The organism is Paenibacillus arenilitoris (assembly GCF_014705655.1).
Lineage (GTDB): Bacteria > Bacillota > Bacilli > Paenibacillales > Paenibacillaceae > Pristimantibacillus > Pristimantibacillus arenilitoris.
In genome coordinates, this window is sequence record NZ_JACXIY010000026.1 from 28,455 (window position 1) to 44,394 (window position 15,940).

General features: G+C 45.7%; 6 protein-coding genes. All 6 read left to right on the forward strand.

Going from position 1 to position 15,940, the window contains the following annotated elements; genetic code table 11:
• Positions 1 to 14: 14 nt before the first annotated feature.
• The 6 genes from IDH41_RS20810 (at position 15) to IDH41_RS20835 (ending at position 15,878) form a co-directional block, all read left to right on the forward strand.
• Positions 15 to 1,703 (forward strand): ABC transporter substrate-binding protein, encoded by a 1,689-nt coding sequence (locus IDH41_RS20810; protein WP_190864454.1) that lies wholly within the window; start codon positions 15 to 17, stop codon positions 1,701 to 1,703.
• Between the two features lie 339 nt (positions 1,704 to 2,042).
• A complete protein-coding gene (locus tag IDH41_RS20815) occupies positions 2,043 to 4,349 on the forward strand; it encodes a helix-turn-helix domain-containing protein (RefSeq protein WP_190864456.1) in 2,307 nt (768 codons plus the stop codon).
• Between the two features lie 277 nt (positions 4,350 to 4,626).
• Positions 4,627 to 5,607 carry an ABC transporter permease gene (locus IDH41_RS20820; RefSeq protein ID WP_190864457.1) on the forward strand — a complete coding sequence of 327 codons (981 nt, stop codon included), beginning with the start codon at positions 4,627 to 4,629 and terminating at the stop codon, positions 5,605 to 5,607.
• A gap of 16 nt (positions 5,608 to 5,623) precedes the next feature.
• Positions 5,624 to 6,505: a carbohydrate ABC transporter permease gene (locus IDH41_RS20825; protein WP_190864459.1), complete on the forward strand. Its 882-nt coding sequence runs from the start codon at positions 5,624 to 5,626 to the stop codon at positions 6,503 to 6,505.
• 55 nt (positions 6,506 to 6,560) lie between these two features.
• Positions 6,561 to 8,186 carry an ABC transporter substrate-binding protein gene (locus tag IDH41_RS20830; RefSeq protein ID WP_190864461.1) on the forward strand — a complete coding sequence of 542 codons (1,626 nt, stop codon included), beginning with the start codon at positions 6,561 to 6,563 and terminating at the stop codon, positions 8,184 to 8,186.
• Positions 8,187 to 8,297: 111 nt separating this feature from the next.
• Positions 8,298 to 15,878 (forward strand): LamG-like jellyroll fold domain-containing protein, encoded by a 7,581-nt coding sequence (locus IDH41_RS20835; RefSeq protein ID WP_190864463.1) that lies wholly within the window; start codon positions 8,298 to 8,300, stop codon positions 15,876 to 15,878.
• Positions 15,879 to 15,940 lie beyond the last annotated feature (62 nt).

Here is a 15,940-nt window from a genome sequence, read left to right on the forward strand (position 1 = left end):
GGGGGCGGCATCTCATGAAAGCCAGAAATATAAAAGCGGCAATCCTTTTAATGATCGGAGCGCTTCTTGCAGCCACTGGCTGCGGCAACGGATCGGACTCCGATAGCTTCAGCAGTCCTGACACATCGTCGAACAAAGAACGCACACCCATGACAATCACTTTAGCATCTGGCGACCTCAACACTTTATGGGACGACATGCAAAGCGAAGTCGGCAAGCTCATAACGGAAAAAACCGGCATTTCGATCAAAGCGCAATTCCCGATAAACATCACTGACACGGATATGTTCGAGTTAATGGTGGCAAGAAACGAGTATCCGGACATGGTTTTGGCCAAAGTCAGCGCGGGCAAGCTGAAGGATGCCGGAGCATTGATCGATTTGACGCCGCTCATTGAAGAGCATGCGCCGAACATCAAGAAGGTCTATGGCGAATACATGAAACGTTTGCGCTGGAGCAATGACGACCATGGTATATACGTCCTGCCGACAGCACCTGTAAACCAAACCTACTTCAAGGCAGGAGGCGGCTTCAGGCTGCAGCATGCCGTGTTGAAGGAGCTGAACTATCCACAGATCAAGACGGTGAAGGATTTCGAGAATGCTCTCAAAGCTTATTATGACAAACACAAGACCACGGCCGACGGTCAACCGAACATTCCCTTGACCCTGAACGGAGGAGAATGGCAGTTTTTGATTAGCGTAACCAACCCGGCCGCCGCAGCGACTGGCGAGCCGGATGAAGGCGAATTTTATATCGACCCGAATACTTATGAGGCGAAACTCCATTATCTGCGTCCGGAAGAGAAAGAATACTTCCGTTGGCTGAACCATATGCACGACATCGGCTTGCTGGAACCGGAGAGCTTCGTTCAGAAGTATGATCAGTACAAGGCGAAGATTGCCAGCGGACGCGTTCTGGGACTCATCGATATGGATTGGGATTTCGCCGGAGAAGAAGCGGAATTGAGGAAGGAAGGCAAGTTCGACCAAACCTACGCCAACTTCCCGGTTACCTTGAATGAAACCTACAAAAGGCATGACTTCCAGAGCTACGGATATTTGGCGGGGATCGGCATCTCCATCACGAAGAGCGCCAAAGACCCGGTTCGCATCATCAAGTTTCTCGATTTTCTGGCGTCCGATGAAGGACAAGTATTGCTCAACTGGGGAATCGAAGACAAGCATTACAAGGTAGAAAACGGCAAACGCATCATTCCTGAAGATATTTTGAATAGGAGAGTCAATGATAATTGGAACTTTAGAAAAACGACAGGTATCGATATGTACCGATTTGGACCGAGCTACGGCGACGGCGTGAAGGACCCAACGGGCAACTATTATACCACTGTCTTCCCGGAACAAATCGAGAAGGAATACACCCAGGCGGATAGGGAGACACTGGCTGCTTACCATATCAAAAGTTACAAAGATCTGTGGCCGTCCGAGGAAGAATTCCCGGTTAGACCGTGGGGAGCGGCATGGAACATCAACATGGAGACCGGCTCTGAAGCGAATGTCATCTTCCAAAAGTGTCAGGACATTATGAAGAGGCGCATTACCCAAGCGATTCTGGCAGAGCCGGAACAATTCGACGCCATATGGGACGATTTCATGAAGGAGCTGAAGGAAGCGGGCGTCGAGAAGCTGAACGAGGAATTTACCAAGCTGGTGAAGGAACGCGTGAAGCTTTGGAATGAATAAGCTGCATCTACTTGGCGACTGGGCGGAGCAGAGACTTCTCAATGAAACGGATTATCCTGTCAACAGTTCAAATAGCATCGGGATACGTTTCCGTGTGTTTTTGAACAGGTTCAAAAACCATCAATTCGGCATTTTGATAAAACGTGAACTTGAGCAGCCCTAAATATGCTATTAAGATGAAGTCCTAAGCAGCCCGGGGGTGCAGCGCCGGAAGTGATCTATTTTCGGGCCCATGGCATTCAGTTTCGAAAGTAACGAAGGGACGGTTCTGAGCGAGCTGGGGGACTGGTCGGTTTCCCAGGTCGTTCTCCCAATAGATACATCGAGGGGGATAGCCAAATGAAGGTAGAACGTGCAGGGGGAAGGCTAAAACGCCTCTATAGAAGAAATACTTTATTGATAAAAATCTTATCCTCCTATTTAGTTATTGTTATCGTGCTATTATCCGTTTTTTCCTTTGTCATCTTTCGTACCTACAGCAATAAAAGTATAGAGCAAGTCAGTCAAACCTCTGAAAATTTTATATCGCAATCTTATTATATTACAGATTTAATGCTCATAAATGTTTATTATAACTTTTATCATTTATTTAATGATAGTCTGGATAGTGATCTTAATTATGGTTTGTATGTTGATAAAATAGATGCATTTGCCGATCAAGATGTATTAAAGAAATTAAGGCAATATGTGAAGTCAAATCCGCTTATTCGCTCCATTTATATTTATAATTCAAAGGCTGACAGGGTAATATTCAATATATCCGAGGTTGGAGAAGGGATTCTGTCGACAACTGATTTTTTGGATCAAGATATAATCCATATTCTGAAGAATTCAGAACGTAACGTTTCTGATGAATATTTCACAAGAAAAGTGGACTATGTAATAAATAATAGGGAAATAAGCGAAAATTTCTTAACCATGGTTCTTTCGAACACTTCAAATCATGGTGAAGTTGAATCGTCATTGGTCATTAATTTAAATGAAAGAATACTACAAGAAATGGTTACGAGTGGAAGTGCCGGAGATCTTAATCAAGTATTGATCATGTATAAAGATGGTAATGTATTATCTCATGATGACACTTCTATGATCAATAAAAATCTTGCCAATGAAAGCTTTGCGAAACAAATCATGTTGTCAAACCATGAAAAAGGAAGTTTTAAAACGAAGATTAATGATAGGGAGTCACTTGTCAGCTATGTAAAAGCAAAACATTTAGGCTTGATATTTATAGGCATAGGCGAATATAGCAAGCTATTATCGTCGGCCTATTCGATGCAAAAGACATTATTGATTGTAACGATTATTTTCATACTCGCAGGGATCATTTTAGCTGTATTCTTTACCTCAAGCATCTATAATCCCTTTAGAAAATTGCTTCATAAATACAGACTGGACTCATACCGTTTGTTGAATGATAAGAAGAAGACATTTTTGGTGAAATTAGTTGATGGGGAAATGGATGAAAAAATCTACGACAATGATTATAGGACGGAGTGCGGGGTAAGCTTTGACGACGCTCCATTCTATTTGACCCTTGTACTTAAAATGGATGCACTTGAAGATGTTCTTTCAGGTAAATGGTCGAAAGACGTAAAATTAGTGAAATTTGCAATTCTAAACATTGCAATTGAATTCTTTAGGGAAAAACGATTTAAGGTAGAGGGCATTGATAACGGACACGATTATGTAAGTATTATTTTAAATGTAAATAATAGAAGTGACGAGATTGTGCGTAAACTAATCGATACGACAACGGAAATACAAGATCAAGTAGAAAAATATTTGAAGATTTCGGTATCTGCGGGAATAGGAGATATTGTTGAAGGAGTTGAAGGGATAAGTAAATCCTTTCAGAATGCACTGGCAGCCTCGAATTATCGAATTATTTTCGGCAGAAAAGCAGTCATAGAATATGGCGATATAGCTGAGCGAAATAATAAGGGTCTCCATGAATATCCTTATGATATTGAGAAGAGAATGATCGAAGCCATAAAGGAACGCAATTTAAGAAAAATGGACATAAGCCTCAATGAGTTTTTTGAAAGGCTTGTTTTATCTAGTGCGGATGAAATACAAATAACGGTGCTGCAGTTAGCCGTGTTGCTTACAAGGACACTAAGCGGTATAGCCAAGACTAGTATAGAGAATGGAGAGTACAGCATAAAGGTGCTTATTGCTGAGATCCAAGCCTGCGAAACGTTGGAGGAAATAAAAACGTATCTCTATTCACTTTGCTCCAAGGTTATAGAGACAAAAGGCAATGATGCAAAAGAAAATGTAAAAACCATTATGGCGAATAAAATTAAAGATTATGTCGGAAAACATTATGATAATATGAATATTTCAACGGATACGGTAGCAAAGCATGTCGAGTTGTCTCCTAATTATGTCAGGTCTATATTCAAAGAGATAACGGGCATATCATTGTCGGATTATATTACGCAATGCAGGATGTCAGAAGCGCAGAGACTTCTAATCGAAACGGATGATCCTGTCAGCAGGATTGCTGAATTGGTTGGGTATCCAGAGAATAGCAAGCACTTCTTTACCGTATTTAAAAAACACTTTGGCAAAACCCCGGAGAATTATAGAATGAGTATCCATGATAACGGGAGTCAAAGCAAACGAATTTCGAATGAGTAAAATGAAGCAGATAAAGAACCGACAGCGGAATTGACTATGTCGAAGTAGTCATCTAAGCTGTCGGTTCTTTTTCTTGTAAACCGCCTGAGTTCAAATAGAATCAGGATACGTTGCAGTGTGTTTTTGAACAGGTTCAAAAACCATCAAATCGGCATTTTGGCAAAACGAGAACTTGAACAGCCATAAATGTGGTATTAGAGTCAAAAGGGAAAAGGCTTTCAGTGTTCCCACGACGCGAGCCATGAGATTTGCTTAGCATATAGGGAGGATGATCAGTATGAGTGTGGCATTGAGCAGTAACAAAGCGGACCGCGTAGTGATGAAGAAGAAAAAAAAGAGCTTCCTATCGGATGTGAAACAAAATTTCTATTTGTACTTATTGGTTTTACCAGGCGTTTTATTTTTTGTGATTTTCTCATACCTGCCGATGGTAGGAATCATCGTAGCTTTTCAAGACTTTAATGTGATGAAAGGACTTTTTGGAAGTGAATTTGTAGGTCTGAAAAATTTCGAGTATTTCTTCTCCTCAAAGGATTGGTTGGTAGTAACCTGGAACACCGTGTATTTAAACATATTGTTTCTTTTTACCGGGTTGTTTTTTGCGATCCTGATTGCCATTGTTTTATCGGAAATCAGATCCAAACATTATAAGAAAGTGACACAATCGGTTGTCATTCTGCCGCATTTTATTTCCTGGACATTAGTGTCGATGTTTGTTTTTGCAATATTGTCGACGGATGTAGGATTTATTAATGCCATTTTAAAAACGTTTGGATTGATTCAGGAAGGACAGGAAATCAATTTTTATTCTAATCCGAATATATGGGTCGGCATACTGGTTGTATTGAAAATATGGAAAGATGCGGGTTTCGGCTCCGTTATCTATTTGGCTGCTATAGCAGGCATGGACCAGAGTATGTATGAAGCTGCCAAAATTGACGGAGCCAGCCGGTTGCAGTGTATTACAAAGATTACGTTGCCGCAGCTTAGATCAACAGCCGTTCTATTGACCTTATTTGGCATCGGAGGCATATTCCACGGAGATCTGGGTATGATTTATGCGATTGTAGGCGACAACCCTAGTTTGTATGAGGCGACCGATGTCATTGATACTTATGTATTCAGAATGCTCAGGCAAATGAATGAAATGAGCATGACAGCCGCGATCGGATTTTATCAATCCCTTGTAGGTTTAGTCATCGTATTTGTAGCGAATTATTTTGCCAAGAAATATGATTCGGATTCTGCCATTTTTTAAAGGAAGGAGATTGAAAATGAAAAGCAGCTTGGAGAATAAAGCAATAGATCTATTTTCTTATGTTTTCATGGCCCTATTTTCAATATTTTGCATTGTGCCTTTTATCCTTATTATATCAAGCTCCCTGTCGGGCGAAAAAGCTGTACAATTAACCGGTTTTTCTCTTATTCCAAAAGATTTCTCGTTATTTGCTTACGAGGTCATATTTCAGGATAACACCATATTCACCGCTTACAAGACAACGATCATTATCACGGTTGTGGGTACATTCCTTTGCCTGATCCTTACCAGCGCCATGGCTTATGCCCTTTCCGTCAAAACGTTTACTCACAGAAATAAAATTGCTTTTTTCGTCTTTTTTACGATGTTGTTTAACGGAGGTTTGATACCTTCGTACCTCCTCATCTCCAAATATTTAGGTTTAAGCGATAATATCCTGGTTTATATTGTACCGGCGTTGATTAATCCGTTTAATATGTTTCTGTTAAGAAATTTCTTCAATCAAATACCGGATTCGCTGGCGGAGTCCGCCAAAATAGACGGAGCGAATGACATCTATATTTTATTTAAAATCATCCTTCCATTGGCAAAGCCTGCACTGGCAACAATCGGATTGTTTTATGGACTCGGTTTCTGGAACAAATGGTTTGAAGCCACCCTTTATATTAACGATAAAGATCTGTACACCTTGCAATATCTGATCATGAAGGTATTGAGAGAAGTGGACTTTATGTATCAAATGGATTACATGCAAGGAGCTGTGCTTAATTATGTTGCCCCAAAAAATACGGTCAAAATGGCTACAGCCGTAGTCACTACAGGTCCTATTATATTTGTTTATCCATTTGTGCAGAAGTACTTTGTTAAGGGGTTAGTAGTTGGAGCTGTTAAGGGCTAAACCCGCAAAAAGCGGTTTAGTATAGATGATCGTATAATAAAAGGGAGGAAGTAACATGAAGAAAAAGTTTTTTGTAGTGCTGCTTGCTGTCACGATGCTTGCTGCTTTATTCGCGGCATGCAGCAAGCAAACAAACGAGCCTTCTGGAAGCACGGCGCCAACCGGCAGTTCGACAGAAGGTACGGATCCTGCAGCAAAGAAGGAGCCGGTTACGCTTAATATTCGTTTCTTCGGGAATGAGAACGGGCATTATCGCGATGTCGATTCCGCCTTTAGAGAGTTTGAGAAACGGACGCAGGATACGCTTAATACGAAATTAAATGTTGTATGGACACCGCCTGCCGACTATGGAACAAAGCATCAATTATGGATGACATCGGGAGAAGACGTCGACCTCTTTGTTCCGTGGGAGTTGACTAAATTCGCCAAAGACGGCGTATTGGCAGATTTAAGCGAATACTTTAACAACCCGAAATATCCCGGACTTCAACAGGCTTTCTCAGAAGAGTATATCAATGATAATAAGATCTTTGGCAAAACCTACGCTATTCCGATTACAAACTCTTTCATGGATATGGAAGGCGTATGGTACAGAAAAGATTTGTTAACGAAGTATGGAATGGACGAGATCAGCAGTTATGACGATTTGTATAACTTCCTTGAAAAAGTGAAAGAAAACGAAAAAGACATGATCCCGTTTGGAAACTATGGAAATACCGCGTTCTTTAAATTATTTACCGATATCAATGCACAACAGCTGGAGGGAAAAGTATTTCCGTTTACCGGCCAAGGAAATCCGAAGAAAAATTTCGTTTACGTTCAAATCGCCGATGACGGGAAATCCGTTGCGGGTGTGGCGGCTTATGGCGACCCGGCATCCGAATGGGCTAACTTTCATCCCGAATACGGTCTGAATTATCTGATGAACCAGTTTAATCAAGCGAAGCGGTTTAACCCATTTATTCCGGCAGATACGTTGACAAACACGACCGGAACAGGTAAGCCTGAAGCTGCAGGATACATGACTGTAGGCGGTTTCAAGGGGAAAGAAGCCGAGCAAAAGGCAAAAGACCCGAATGCGGAGATCGGTTTCTGGCCGATTATGAAGAACAATCAGGAGATGGCGCCTGGAACGCAATCTACGGATGGCAAGGCATGGAACTTCATCGCAATACCTGCTAATTCCAAGAAAATTGACAGAACGATGGAATTCCTGGATTGGGTTTTCTCCAGCCAGGAGAACAATGACCTATTCACTTACGGAATCGAAGGTAAAAACTGGGAAGCTGTAGGGGATAAAGAGTGGAAGATTCCGGATGGAGTCGATCCGGCGAAAAATTACTCGTTCCCTGGTTACCAGATGACCTGGAATCCGACATTAACCAGAATTCCTGCAGAATTGCCGGAGCAGATTCGACAATATACGGAATATCAATATATGCCGGATACGTATCAGAAACATGTATTGGCAGGATTTACATTTGATCCAGAGCCTGTAAAAAATGAAATGGCCAAATGCAACACCGTTATGGATAAGTACCTTCCATTCTTATTGTCCGGTTTCGGCGAAGTTGAAGATAATTTGGCGAAGATGAATAAGGATTTGAGGGATTCGGGCGTAGAAAAGATTAAAGATGAATTGAAAAAGCAAATCAACGCCTTCCTCGCTCAAAAGAATTAAAATATTGGAATTTACATCACGATAAATTAGGAGCACCTAGAGATTTAGCTAAATCAAATCTTTAGGTGTTCTTGATTATAAAATAATTTACGTAAGGAGAGGACATTATTTATGGTTTTGCATAACAAGAAATCAGCCTGGGCGGTGCGCGCCCTGGCCGTCTGTCTGGCGGCAGTCATGCTGGTGTCATTGTTCGTCCCCGCGGCGAACAATCGTGTATTCGCGGCTAATGAAGAAACGCAGCCTGAACCTGCACAGTCTGAATCTGCTAACGGTATTTTGGACAAGATCGATTTCGGCAATCCTAATTCCGAAAGCGCTCACAATTTCAGGGGCGACTTTACGAGCGTGATCACCGGTTTTTTGGGGGAAACAGCCAGGATATCTGAGCCTCTTATTCCTGCTTCAGTTACAGGTGGTTTTTTAACCTTTTCCATGAAGGTGGATCCGTATCTGCAAAATTACTTTACGGTGAAGTTTGCAGGAGATGAGACGATGCCTTCACGAGCACAAATTGTGATCAATGGCGAACAGATCGGGTATTTCAAAGGGGGGGATTATTCTCCTCTGTTAGGTGGCGAACGAGCACCGAATCAATTTATATACAGCACCATTGTGCTTCCTCTGGAGTCGACGAGAGGGAAGGAAATCGTTGAAATCACAATCAATACAACGATTCCTTGGGGGAAGGTAGAACAACCGTCAAGAGGGTACTATACCGGTTATACCCATACCCAGGCTTATATTGATGTAGAGGATGAAGTGCAGGGGTATAAATTTAAAGAAGGTCAGGGACCGGGGACCGTAGTGCGACCTGAAGAAACGACTGAGCAAATTGAAGCAAAGATTGCACAGTTAAGCCAAGAACCCATTACCACCTTTATGAATCATTATAACCATCTCGGCAATAATCCGAACAACACGTTAAATATCGCGAAATACACAAATGCTCTTCGGTATTATGCCTTGGTCTTGAAAGACGACATATCTCCAATGAAAACCCCGGAAGCGAAACGTGAAGCGTTAATGCGTATGTTTCAAGCCATTGACGTTCATACGAAAAACTATTATGGAAATACAAGACTGGTGCTTCGCGGAGGACACCAGGGGGATTGGGGCGGCTTTTATGGCGAATTAGGCGAGGCTTTATATCTTGCGGAAAACCTGATCTCTGACGAAGAAGTGTTAGGGGAAGAAGCCTACAATGCCTTTCTGGATCAACCCTTTGCTACAGGAACGGTTGAAGGAGAATTTTCCCTTGCGAGCGCAGGGTGGAACGGTGAACCATTAACCCGAAGAATGGCTTGGGAACGGGTGCTGAAAGCGAATTTTGATTTCGCCCGTTCCAGACAATCGTATATTACGAATCAGGTGTTCTATACGTACGAAGGCGCATGGAAGGCTCATGAAGGGCTCAGGATGGTAGGGTCGGAATTCTATGAAGGGAAAGAGCGCAGTCATCAAATTTTATATGAAATATTTGGAATAAGACCCTGGTTAGGAGAAGAAGTACTGGTAGGTCCTAATGGGGAAGAACTAGATCTCTATCATTCTTTGTTTGCTCATGATGGTTCAGCTGTCTTTACCGATGATTATGTACATATTGTCGGCAAAGGGCTTGCAAAAAGCAAATTGGATGAAGAGGGTCATGTTGTACGACGCAAGCCTTATGGAGATCAGCATACAAATTTCACCCAAGGCGGATTGGGAAGAGAAAATCACTATGTAGGTATTTATGGGGAAGTGGCCAATTATATTTTGGAATACTTCTATCGAACCTTGGATCAGCCTGGGGATGAAGAAGTCAATGATGAACTTCTGAAACAAGCTCTTAACAGCTTTTATGGTCGTTTATGGACTCGAATCCAAGACCTGGATGATGAGGGCAAAAGACTCTTCGCGATGAATGCCCCTCTAGATGAACGGAATGGGGGTATGCCTTCCAGAACTCCTGCTTATGGCGCCAGAATGCTCGGATATGGCACGTCCTATGCGTACTTGGAAAAATATATGGCGGATCATGAGGAACGTTATAGCGGTCCGGAATGGGAGAAGTATTGGGACTATGCCAGATATACGGTAGGGGCCGTACAGCAGATGAAGATGGATAATCGCATATTGGGCGATTTGAATTCGAGGGATTTCAATCTGCGTGAAACCTATGACTATATTTTCAACACCCGGAAGGACTATGCAAGGTTTAATGATGTTAAGGCCGGGGTTGTCCTTCCTCAGACCGATTTTGACTATTATACAGAACAAGAGATTGACGCATTAGGTGTCAATCCGGAGGATTATGAGCAGTTTGCATGGATCGATGTAGATAATAATTTCATCTCCATGCGGGATGGGGACTTTAGAATGTTCGGGTCCCTATCAAGGAATAATATGGGATTCCCGGGAACTGGAAATCTTCATATTGTCACACCTGAGTATGTGCGATTGGTGCAGATTGCTCACAATAATCAATTGCAATATGAAGATTACTACATCAGATCGCATGATATGGATGTCTATTTCCAGCGAGGAGAACCGCCAGTCAAAGGATTCGCGCCTCAAGCCCTGGCAGGTGAAATATTGCCCATTGCGTATCAGCCGGGCGTTGGTAAAGTGGTGCGTGACAATTTTGAAGTCGATCACCCCTATGGAGCTTTGACGGATTTAATGGCGGCAAGATATGGAGAGTATTTCATCATCATGAATACGACTCGTCCTGAATACAAGAATGAAAGTACCTTTGAGGTGGAGCTGCCTTCCGATTATACAGGAAATGAGATTTTCGATTTTGTTTCAAAATCCAATATTCCGGTAACCAATGGAAAAGTAACCATTGGACCTGAAAAAGGAATGGTTTTAAAATTATCGTCCAAATTTGATCCGGCTCCAAAGCCAAATCATGTGGATTTTGCCAAAGCGGTTGAAGGCAATGGATTTGTAGATGTGATATGGAAAACGACTGCCGGAGGACAAACGTATACTCTCAAACGTTCTGAAACCGAACAGGGTCCGTATGCCGTGATTGCGGAAGGGTTAACGGGCAATCACTATAAAGATACCGATGTGGTGGGCGGGAAAGAATATTACTATAAAGTGGCAGCCGTGAATGAACATGGATCAGGCTGGGAGTCATGGCGCGCAAAAGCTGATCTGAGTGATGCCGGATCCAAAAATCTTGCTTCTCCATGGCAGCAGGACTTCATTGGCACCACGCAAGGAAGCGCAACGGTTAACGGTGATGCGATTACAATCCAGAATGTGGATGGGAAAGGCCTGGGAGAAGGGGACGATTTTAATATCTATAGAAGAGATATTAAGGACTCCTTCCACTATGTCCATCAGGTCGCAGTTGGAAACAGCTCGATCAGTGCCAGGATCGATCAGAATAGCGGCGCTCTGAGCGGTATTATGTTAAGGGAAGAGCTTTCTGATAATTCCCGTTATCTGTATTTTGGCGCGGATGACCAAGGGAACCTGGTCTTGCAAGATCGTAATCGAGTATCCTTTGTGGTATGGAATGGCGGTAAAGCTGTAAGTCCGTTCAATCATGGACTTAAAGGGTATCATGTCAATGACTATCCTTATATCAAGCTGTTGTGGCATCATAATTCGCAGATCGCCCATGCTTTTGTATCGAAAGATGGAGTCGATTGGGAATACGTCGCGAAGACGGAAAGTTTATTCCCATATGCCTATTATACAGGACTCGTATCGACTCAAGAGGCGGCATTCAGCGAAGTAACCGTATCGGCTATGCCGAGAGAAAGTCTGATTCCGTTTGTTGAGAAAGATAAAGATCAGATCACTTTGCATTGGACGAAACCGAAGCAAGCCTCCTGGTTCAACATATACCGCACCTATGATGAAGAGGCGAGCTTGACCGATCCGGTATTCAAGGCAGGCACGACCGAGCTGGAAGACGGCTCCCCTTGGGAGGAGGTTCTCACAGGTACAAGAGCGAAGCCATTCCAGGACTCATTACGGTATGGCAGTGCGTATTATAAGGTGCTGCCCGTTCATGACGACGGCTCTCCGCAACCGTTCTCGGCCACGGTCTCCGCTGATGCGGATCCGATTTCGGTCGTGCTGGAGGATGCGGAAAGCTTGCCGGCTTATGATTATACGAAGGCGAGCTTCTACCTGTACCATAAAGAATTGAATCGTATTAAAGCGGAGATGATGAAACCTGAATTTGACGAGGCGCAGCTGATTGACGAAATCTACGATGCGAAGAAGCTGCTCGTTTCGGTTCGGACGCTGCTGACGAAAATTCAGATGGATCCATCGATGGCCAGAGCCTCCGAGAAGTTCTGGCAGAATGATAACATCTCCGAGGAACAGAACGCATGGTATTTATTTGATGAAAATCCAAACACGATTGCCCACACCAGGTCTAAAGAAAGCTGGGTTGATGTGGACTTTGGCGCAGAAAACGAAAAAGTGGTGGATACGTTCCGCTACCTGCCGAGAAGAACACATGTAGGCCGTGTCAATGGCACCGTCTTCAAGGGCTCGAATGACGGAGTCAATTGGACGGATATGTACAAGATTCCGAATGCGTCGATTTATGAATGGTATTCCGGCCTTAATCCGGACAAGACGCCATATCGTTATATCCGCATCTATGACGATCATAATGGCTTCGTAAACTTTGAAGAAATCGAGTTACTAGAGATCGGCATTGACAAGACGCTGCTCGAGCATTTACTGGCTAATGCGGCTGAAATTGTAGCCGAATATTACACAACCGAAAGCTTCGAAGCTTTCCAAGCGGCGCATACGAATGCCGAGTCGGTGGCAGGTAATGCCGATACTGCCCAGGAGGAGATCGATGCGGCCGCGGCGAGTCTGCTGGAAGCGCTCGAAGGGCTGGAGTTTATCGAAGGGCTGCCGGTGCTTGCTCCGATCGGCGACAAACTCGTCGTTGCGGAGCAGCAGCTGACCTTTACAGTTGAAGAAATGAACGGCATGGAAGGTGTCGAATACGGAGCGGCCGATCTGCCTGAAGGAGCTTCCTTCAACGCGGAAACGCGCACATTCTCGTGGACGCCGGGCAAAGAACAGGGCGGCGTTCATCCGGTGACTTTTACCGTCAAATCCGGAGAACTGTCTACTTCCAGAACCGTTAAGATTACGGTGAAAGGATTGCCTGTAATCACGGCTGAGCCGGTTGTGGAAGTGACGGCGAAGGAGCTGCTCACCTATCAGGTGCCTGTAGCCGATCCTTCAGGGGCGGAACTGACTTATCAAGCTGAAAATCTGCCTGCGGGCGCATCCTTCGACTCAGCGGCCGGCGTGCTCTCCTGGACACCGGGACAGGCCGATTACGGCAGCCATCCGGTAACCTTTAAGGTGAGTAACGGAAGCTTCGAGGCCAGCCAAACCGTAGATTTCAAGGTTAAGCTGAATGTAATTACGCCAGAAGGTTATACGCAGGGCAGCCACTACATGTACATGAAGGAAGCGGCGCGGATCGAAGCGGAAATGGCGAAGCCGGAAGCAGACAAGGCGAAGCTTGCTGCCGAGCTTGAACAGGCGGAAGCTTTACTTGTTCAAGTGCCGTTGTCGCTCTATTGGTTCGAGGGCAACGTGGAGAATGCATTCGGCAAACATGACGGAACGGCTCATGGAAACGTTGGTTACTCCGAGGGCAAGACTGGCCAAGCTGTCAACTTGAATGGTACGGACAGCTACTTGACATTGCCGGCGGAACACGCCCTATCCGGTTACAGTGAAATCACTTTGGCAACCTGGGTCAATTGGAGAGGCGGCGGCAACTGGCAACGAATATTCGACTTCGGTAACAACACGAATCAGTTTATGTTCCTCTCGCCAAGCTCCGGCAACAATACGCTGCGATTCGCGATCAAGAACGGCGGCGGCGAGCAGATCGTCCAAACCTCGAAGCTCGCAAGCAACCAATGGGTGCATGTGGCGGTTACGCTTGGGGACAAAACGGCGAAGCTTTATGTGAACGGCGAACTAAAGGCAACGAACAACAATGTTACAATCAAGCCGAGCGATTTCAAGCCGGGCGCAAATTACATCGGCAAAAGCCAGTTTAACGATCCGTTGTTCAATGGGATGATCGACGAATTCAGCGCCTACAACTACGTCCTGAGCGCGGACGAGATCAAAGCCGTCATGAATAACACGGTGAACTGGATTGACAAAACGTTAATTCCGGTCCTGCTGGAAGAAGCGACTGCCGTAAACGCCGAGCATTATACGGCGGAAAGCTATGCGGCGCTTCAGACGGAGGTTTCGGAGGCGCAAGCGGTGTACAACAATACCGCTGCAGCACAGGCCGAGGTCGATGCGGCAGCCGCAAGCCTGCTGGAGGCTCTGGAGGGATTGGAGCTCAAGATCACGGCATCGCTCGATCCTTCCGAACCGAACGGCCAGAACGGGTGGTACACGGCGCCGGTAACGGTGACGCTGTCGGCTCACGGGAACGTGCAGTACAGTCTGGACGGCGGCACCAGCTGGAGTGTCTACGACGCGTCAGTTGTCCTCGGCCAGGAAGGGCCGAACCAGATGCTCTATCGTCCTGTAACTGTAACCGGTTCGGTCTACCCGAAATCGACGGAGGCGAAGATCGACCTGACCGCGCCTCAACTCGCGATCACCGGAGAAGCGTCCTATACGATCGATCAGACGGTCAACATCACATGCGAAGCGGTGGACACCGTCTCCGGCGTGACCTACTCGCCGTGCGATGCACCGCTCGTGGATGTCAAGGCGTATACGCTGCAGCCGGGCGTTCATAAGGTGACGGCGGAAGCGGAGGATGCCGCCGGGCACCGCTCATCGGCGGAACATTCGTACAGCGTAACTGCGACGTTCGACAGCCTGTCTGCGCTGACCGGCACGTTCGCGACTGAAACAGGGGGAGCGGGTGCGCAGCAAGTTGCGGCATCGCTTCAGCAGAAGCTGGCAGCGGCCAAAGCGAAAGCGGCTGAAAGGAAAGGCGCGGAGGCTCGCAAACTGCTGCAAGCGTACATCCAGGAAGTGAACAAGCAAAGCGGCAAAGTGTTCACGGCTGATCAAGCGGCCGTGCTGGTCCGCTGGGCGCAGTGGCTGCACGATGTGACGCCGCTTGCGAGCGGCGCTCCGGGCAAACCGGTCCTGTCCGACAACAACGGGCATGACACAGGGCTGAAGGACGGCAGCTACACGGTCACGATGAACCTGTGGTGGGGCAACAACGGCACCGAGTTCAAGCTGTACGAGAACGGTGAGTTGATCCATACGCAGGCGCTGTCGGACAACTCGCCGAAGGCGCAAACCGTAAAAACGGATATCGCAGGCAAAGCGAACGGAACGTATACGTACACCTGCGAACTGACGAACGTCTTCGGCACCACGGCCTGTGATCCGCTTGTCGTGAACGTCACCGACGCCGCTCCGGGCAAACCGGTCCTGTCCCATAACAACTGGGACGGCGACGGCAATTACAATGTGACGATGAACATGTGGTGGGGAACGAACGGTTCCGAATACCGCCTGTACGAGAACGGGACATTGATCGATTCGCAGACGCTGACCGAAGCGACGCCGAAGGCCCAAAAGGCGGCAACGAGCATTACCGGCAGAGCGCCGGGCGTATACGAGTACCGCGCGTTATTGGTCAATGCGGCGGGCGAGACGTCCAGCGAGACGATAACGATTACCGTCAAGGAGCAAGAAGATTGATAGACGAGTTAACCAGCAATTAATCATCGAAGCCCCCAATCGATTCTGCGTTCTAAATTGGG

Excerpts from the sequence above, each read along its gene's own strand:
- IDH41_RS20810 (WP_190864454.1), top strand. The coding sequence starts at position 15 with ATGAAAGCCAGAAATATAAAAGCGGCAATCCTTTTAATGATCGGAGCG.
- IDH41_RS20815 (WP_190864456.1), top strand. The coding sequence starts at position 2,043 with ATGAAGGTAGAACGTGCAGGGGGAAGGCTAAAACGCCTCTATAGAAGA.
- IDH41_RS20820 (WP_190864457.1), top strand. The coding sequence starts at position 4,627 with ATGAGTGTGGCATTGAGCAGTAACAAAGCGGACCGCGTAGTGATGAAG.
- IDH41_RS20825 (WP_190864459.1), top strand. The coding sequence starts at position 5,624 with ATGAAAAGCAGCTTGGAGAATAAAGCAATAGATCTATTTTCTTATGTT.
- IDH41_RS20830 (WP_190864461.1), top strand. The coding sequence starts at position 6,561 with ATGAAGAAAAAGTTTTTTGTAGTGCTGCTTGCTGTCACGATGCTTGCT.
- IDH41_RS20835 (WP_190864463.1), top strand. The coding sequence starts at position 8,298 with ATGGTTTTGCATAACAAGAAATCAGCCTGGGCGGTGCGCGCCCTGGCC.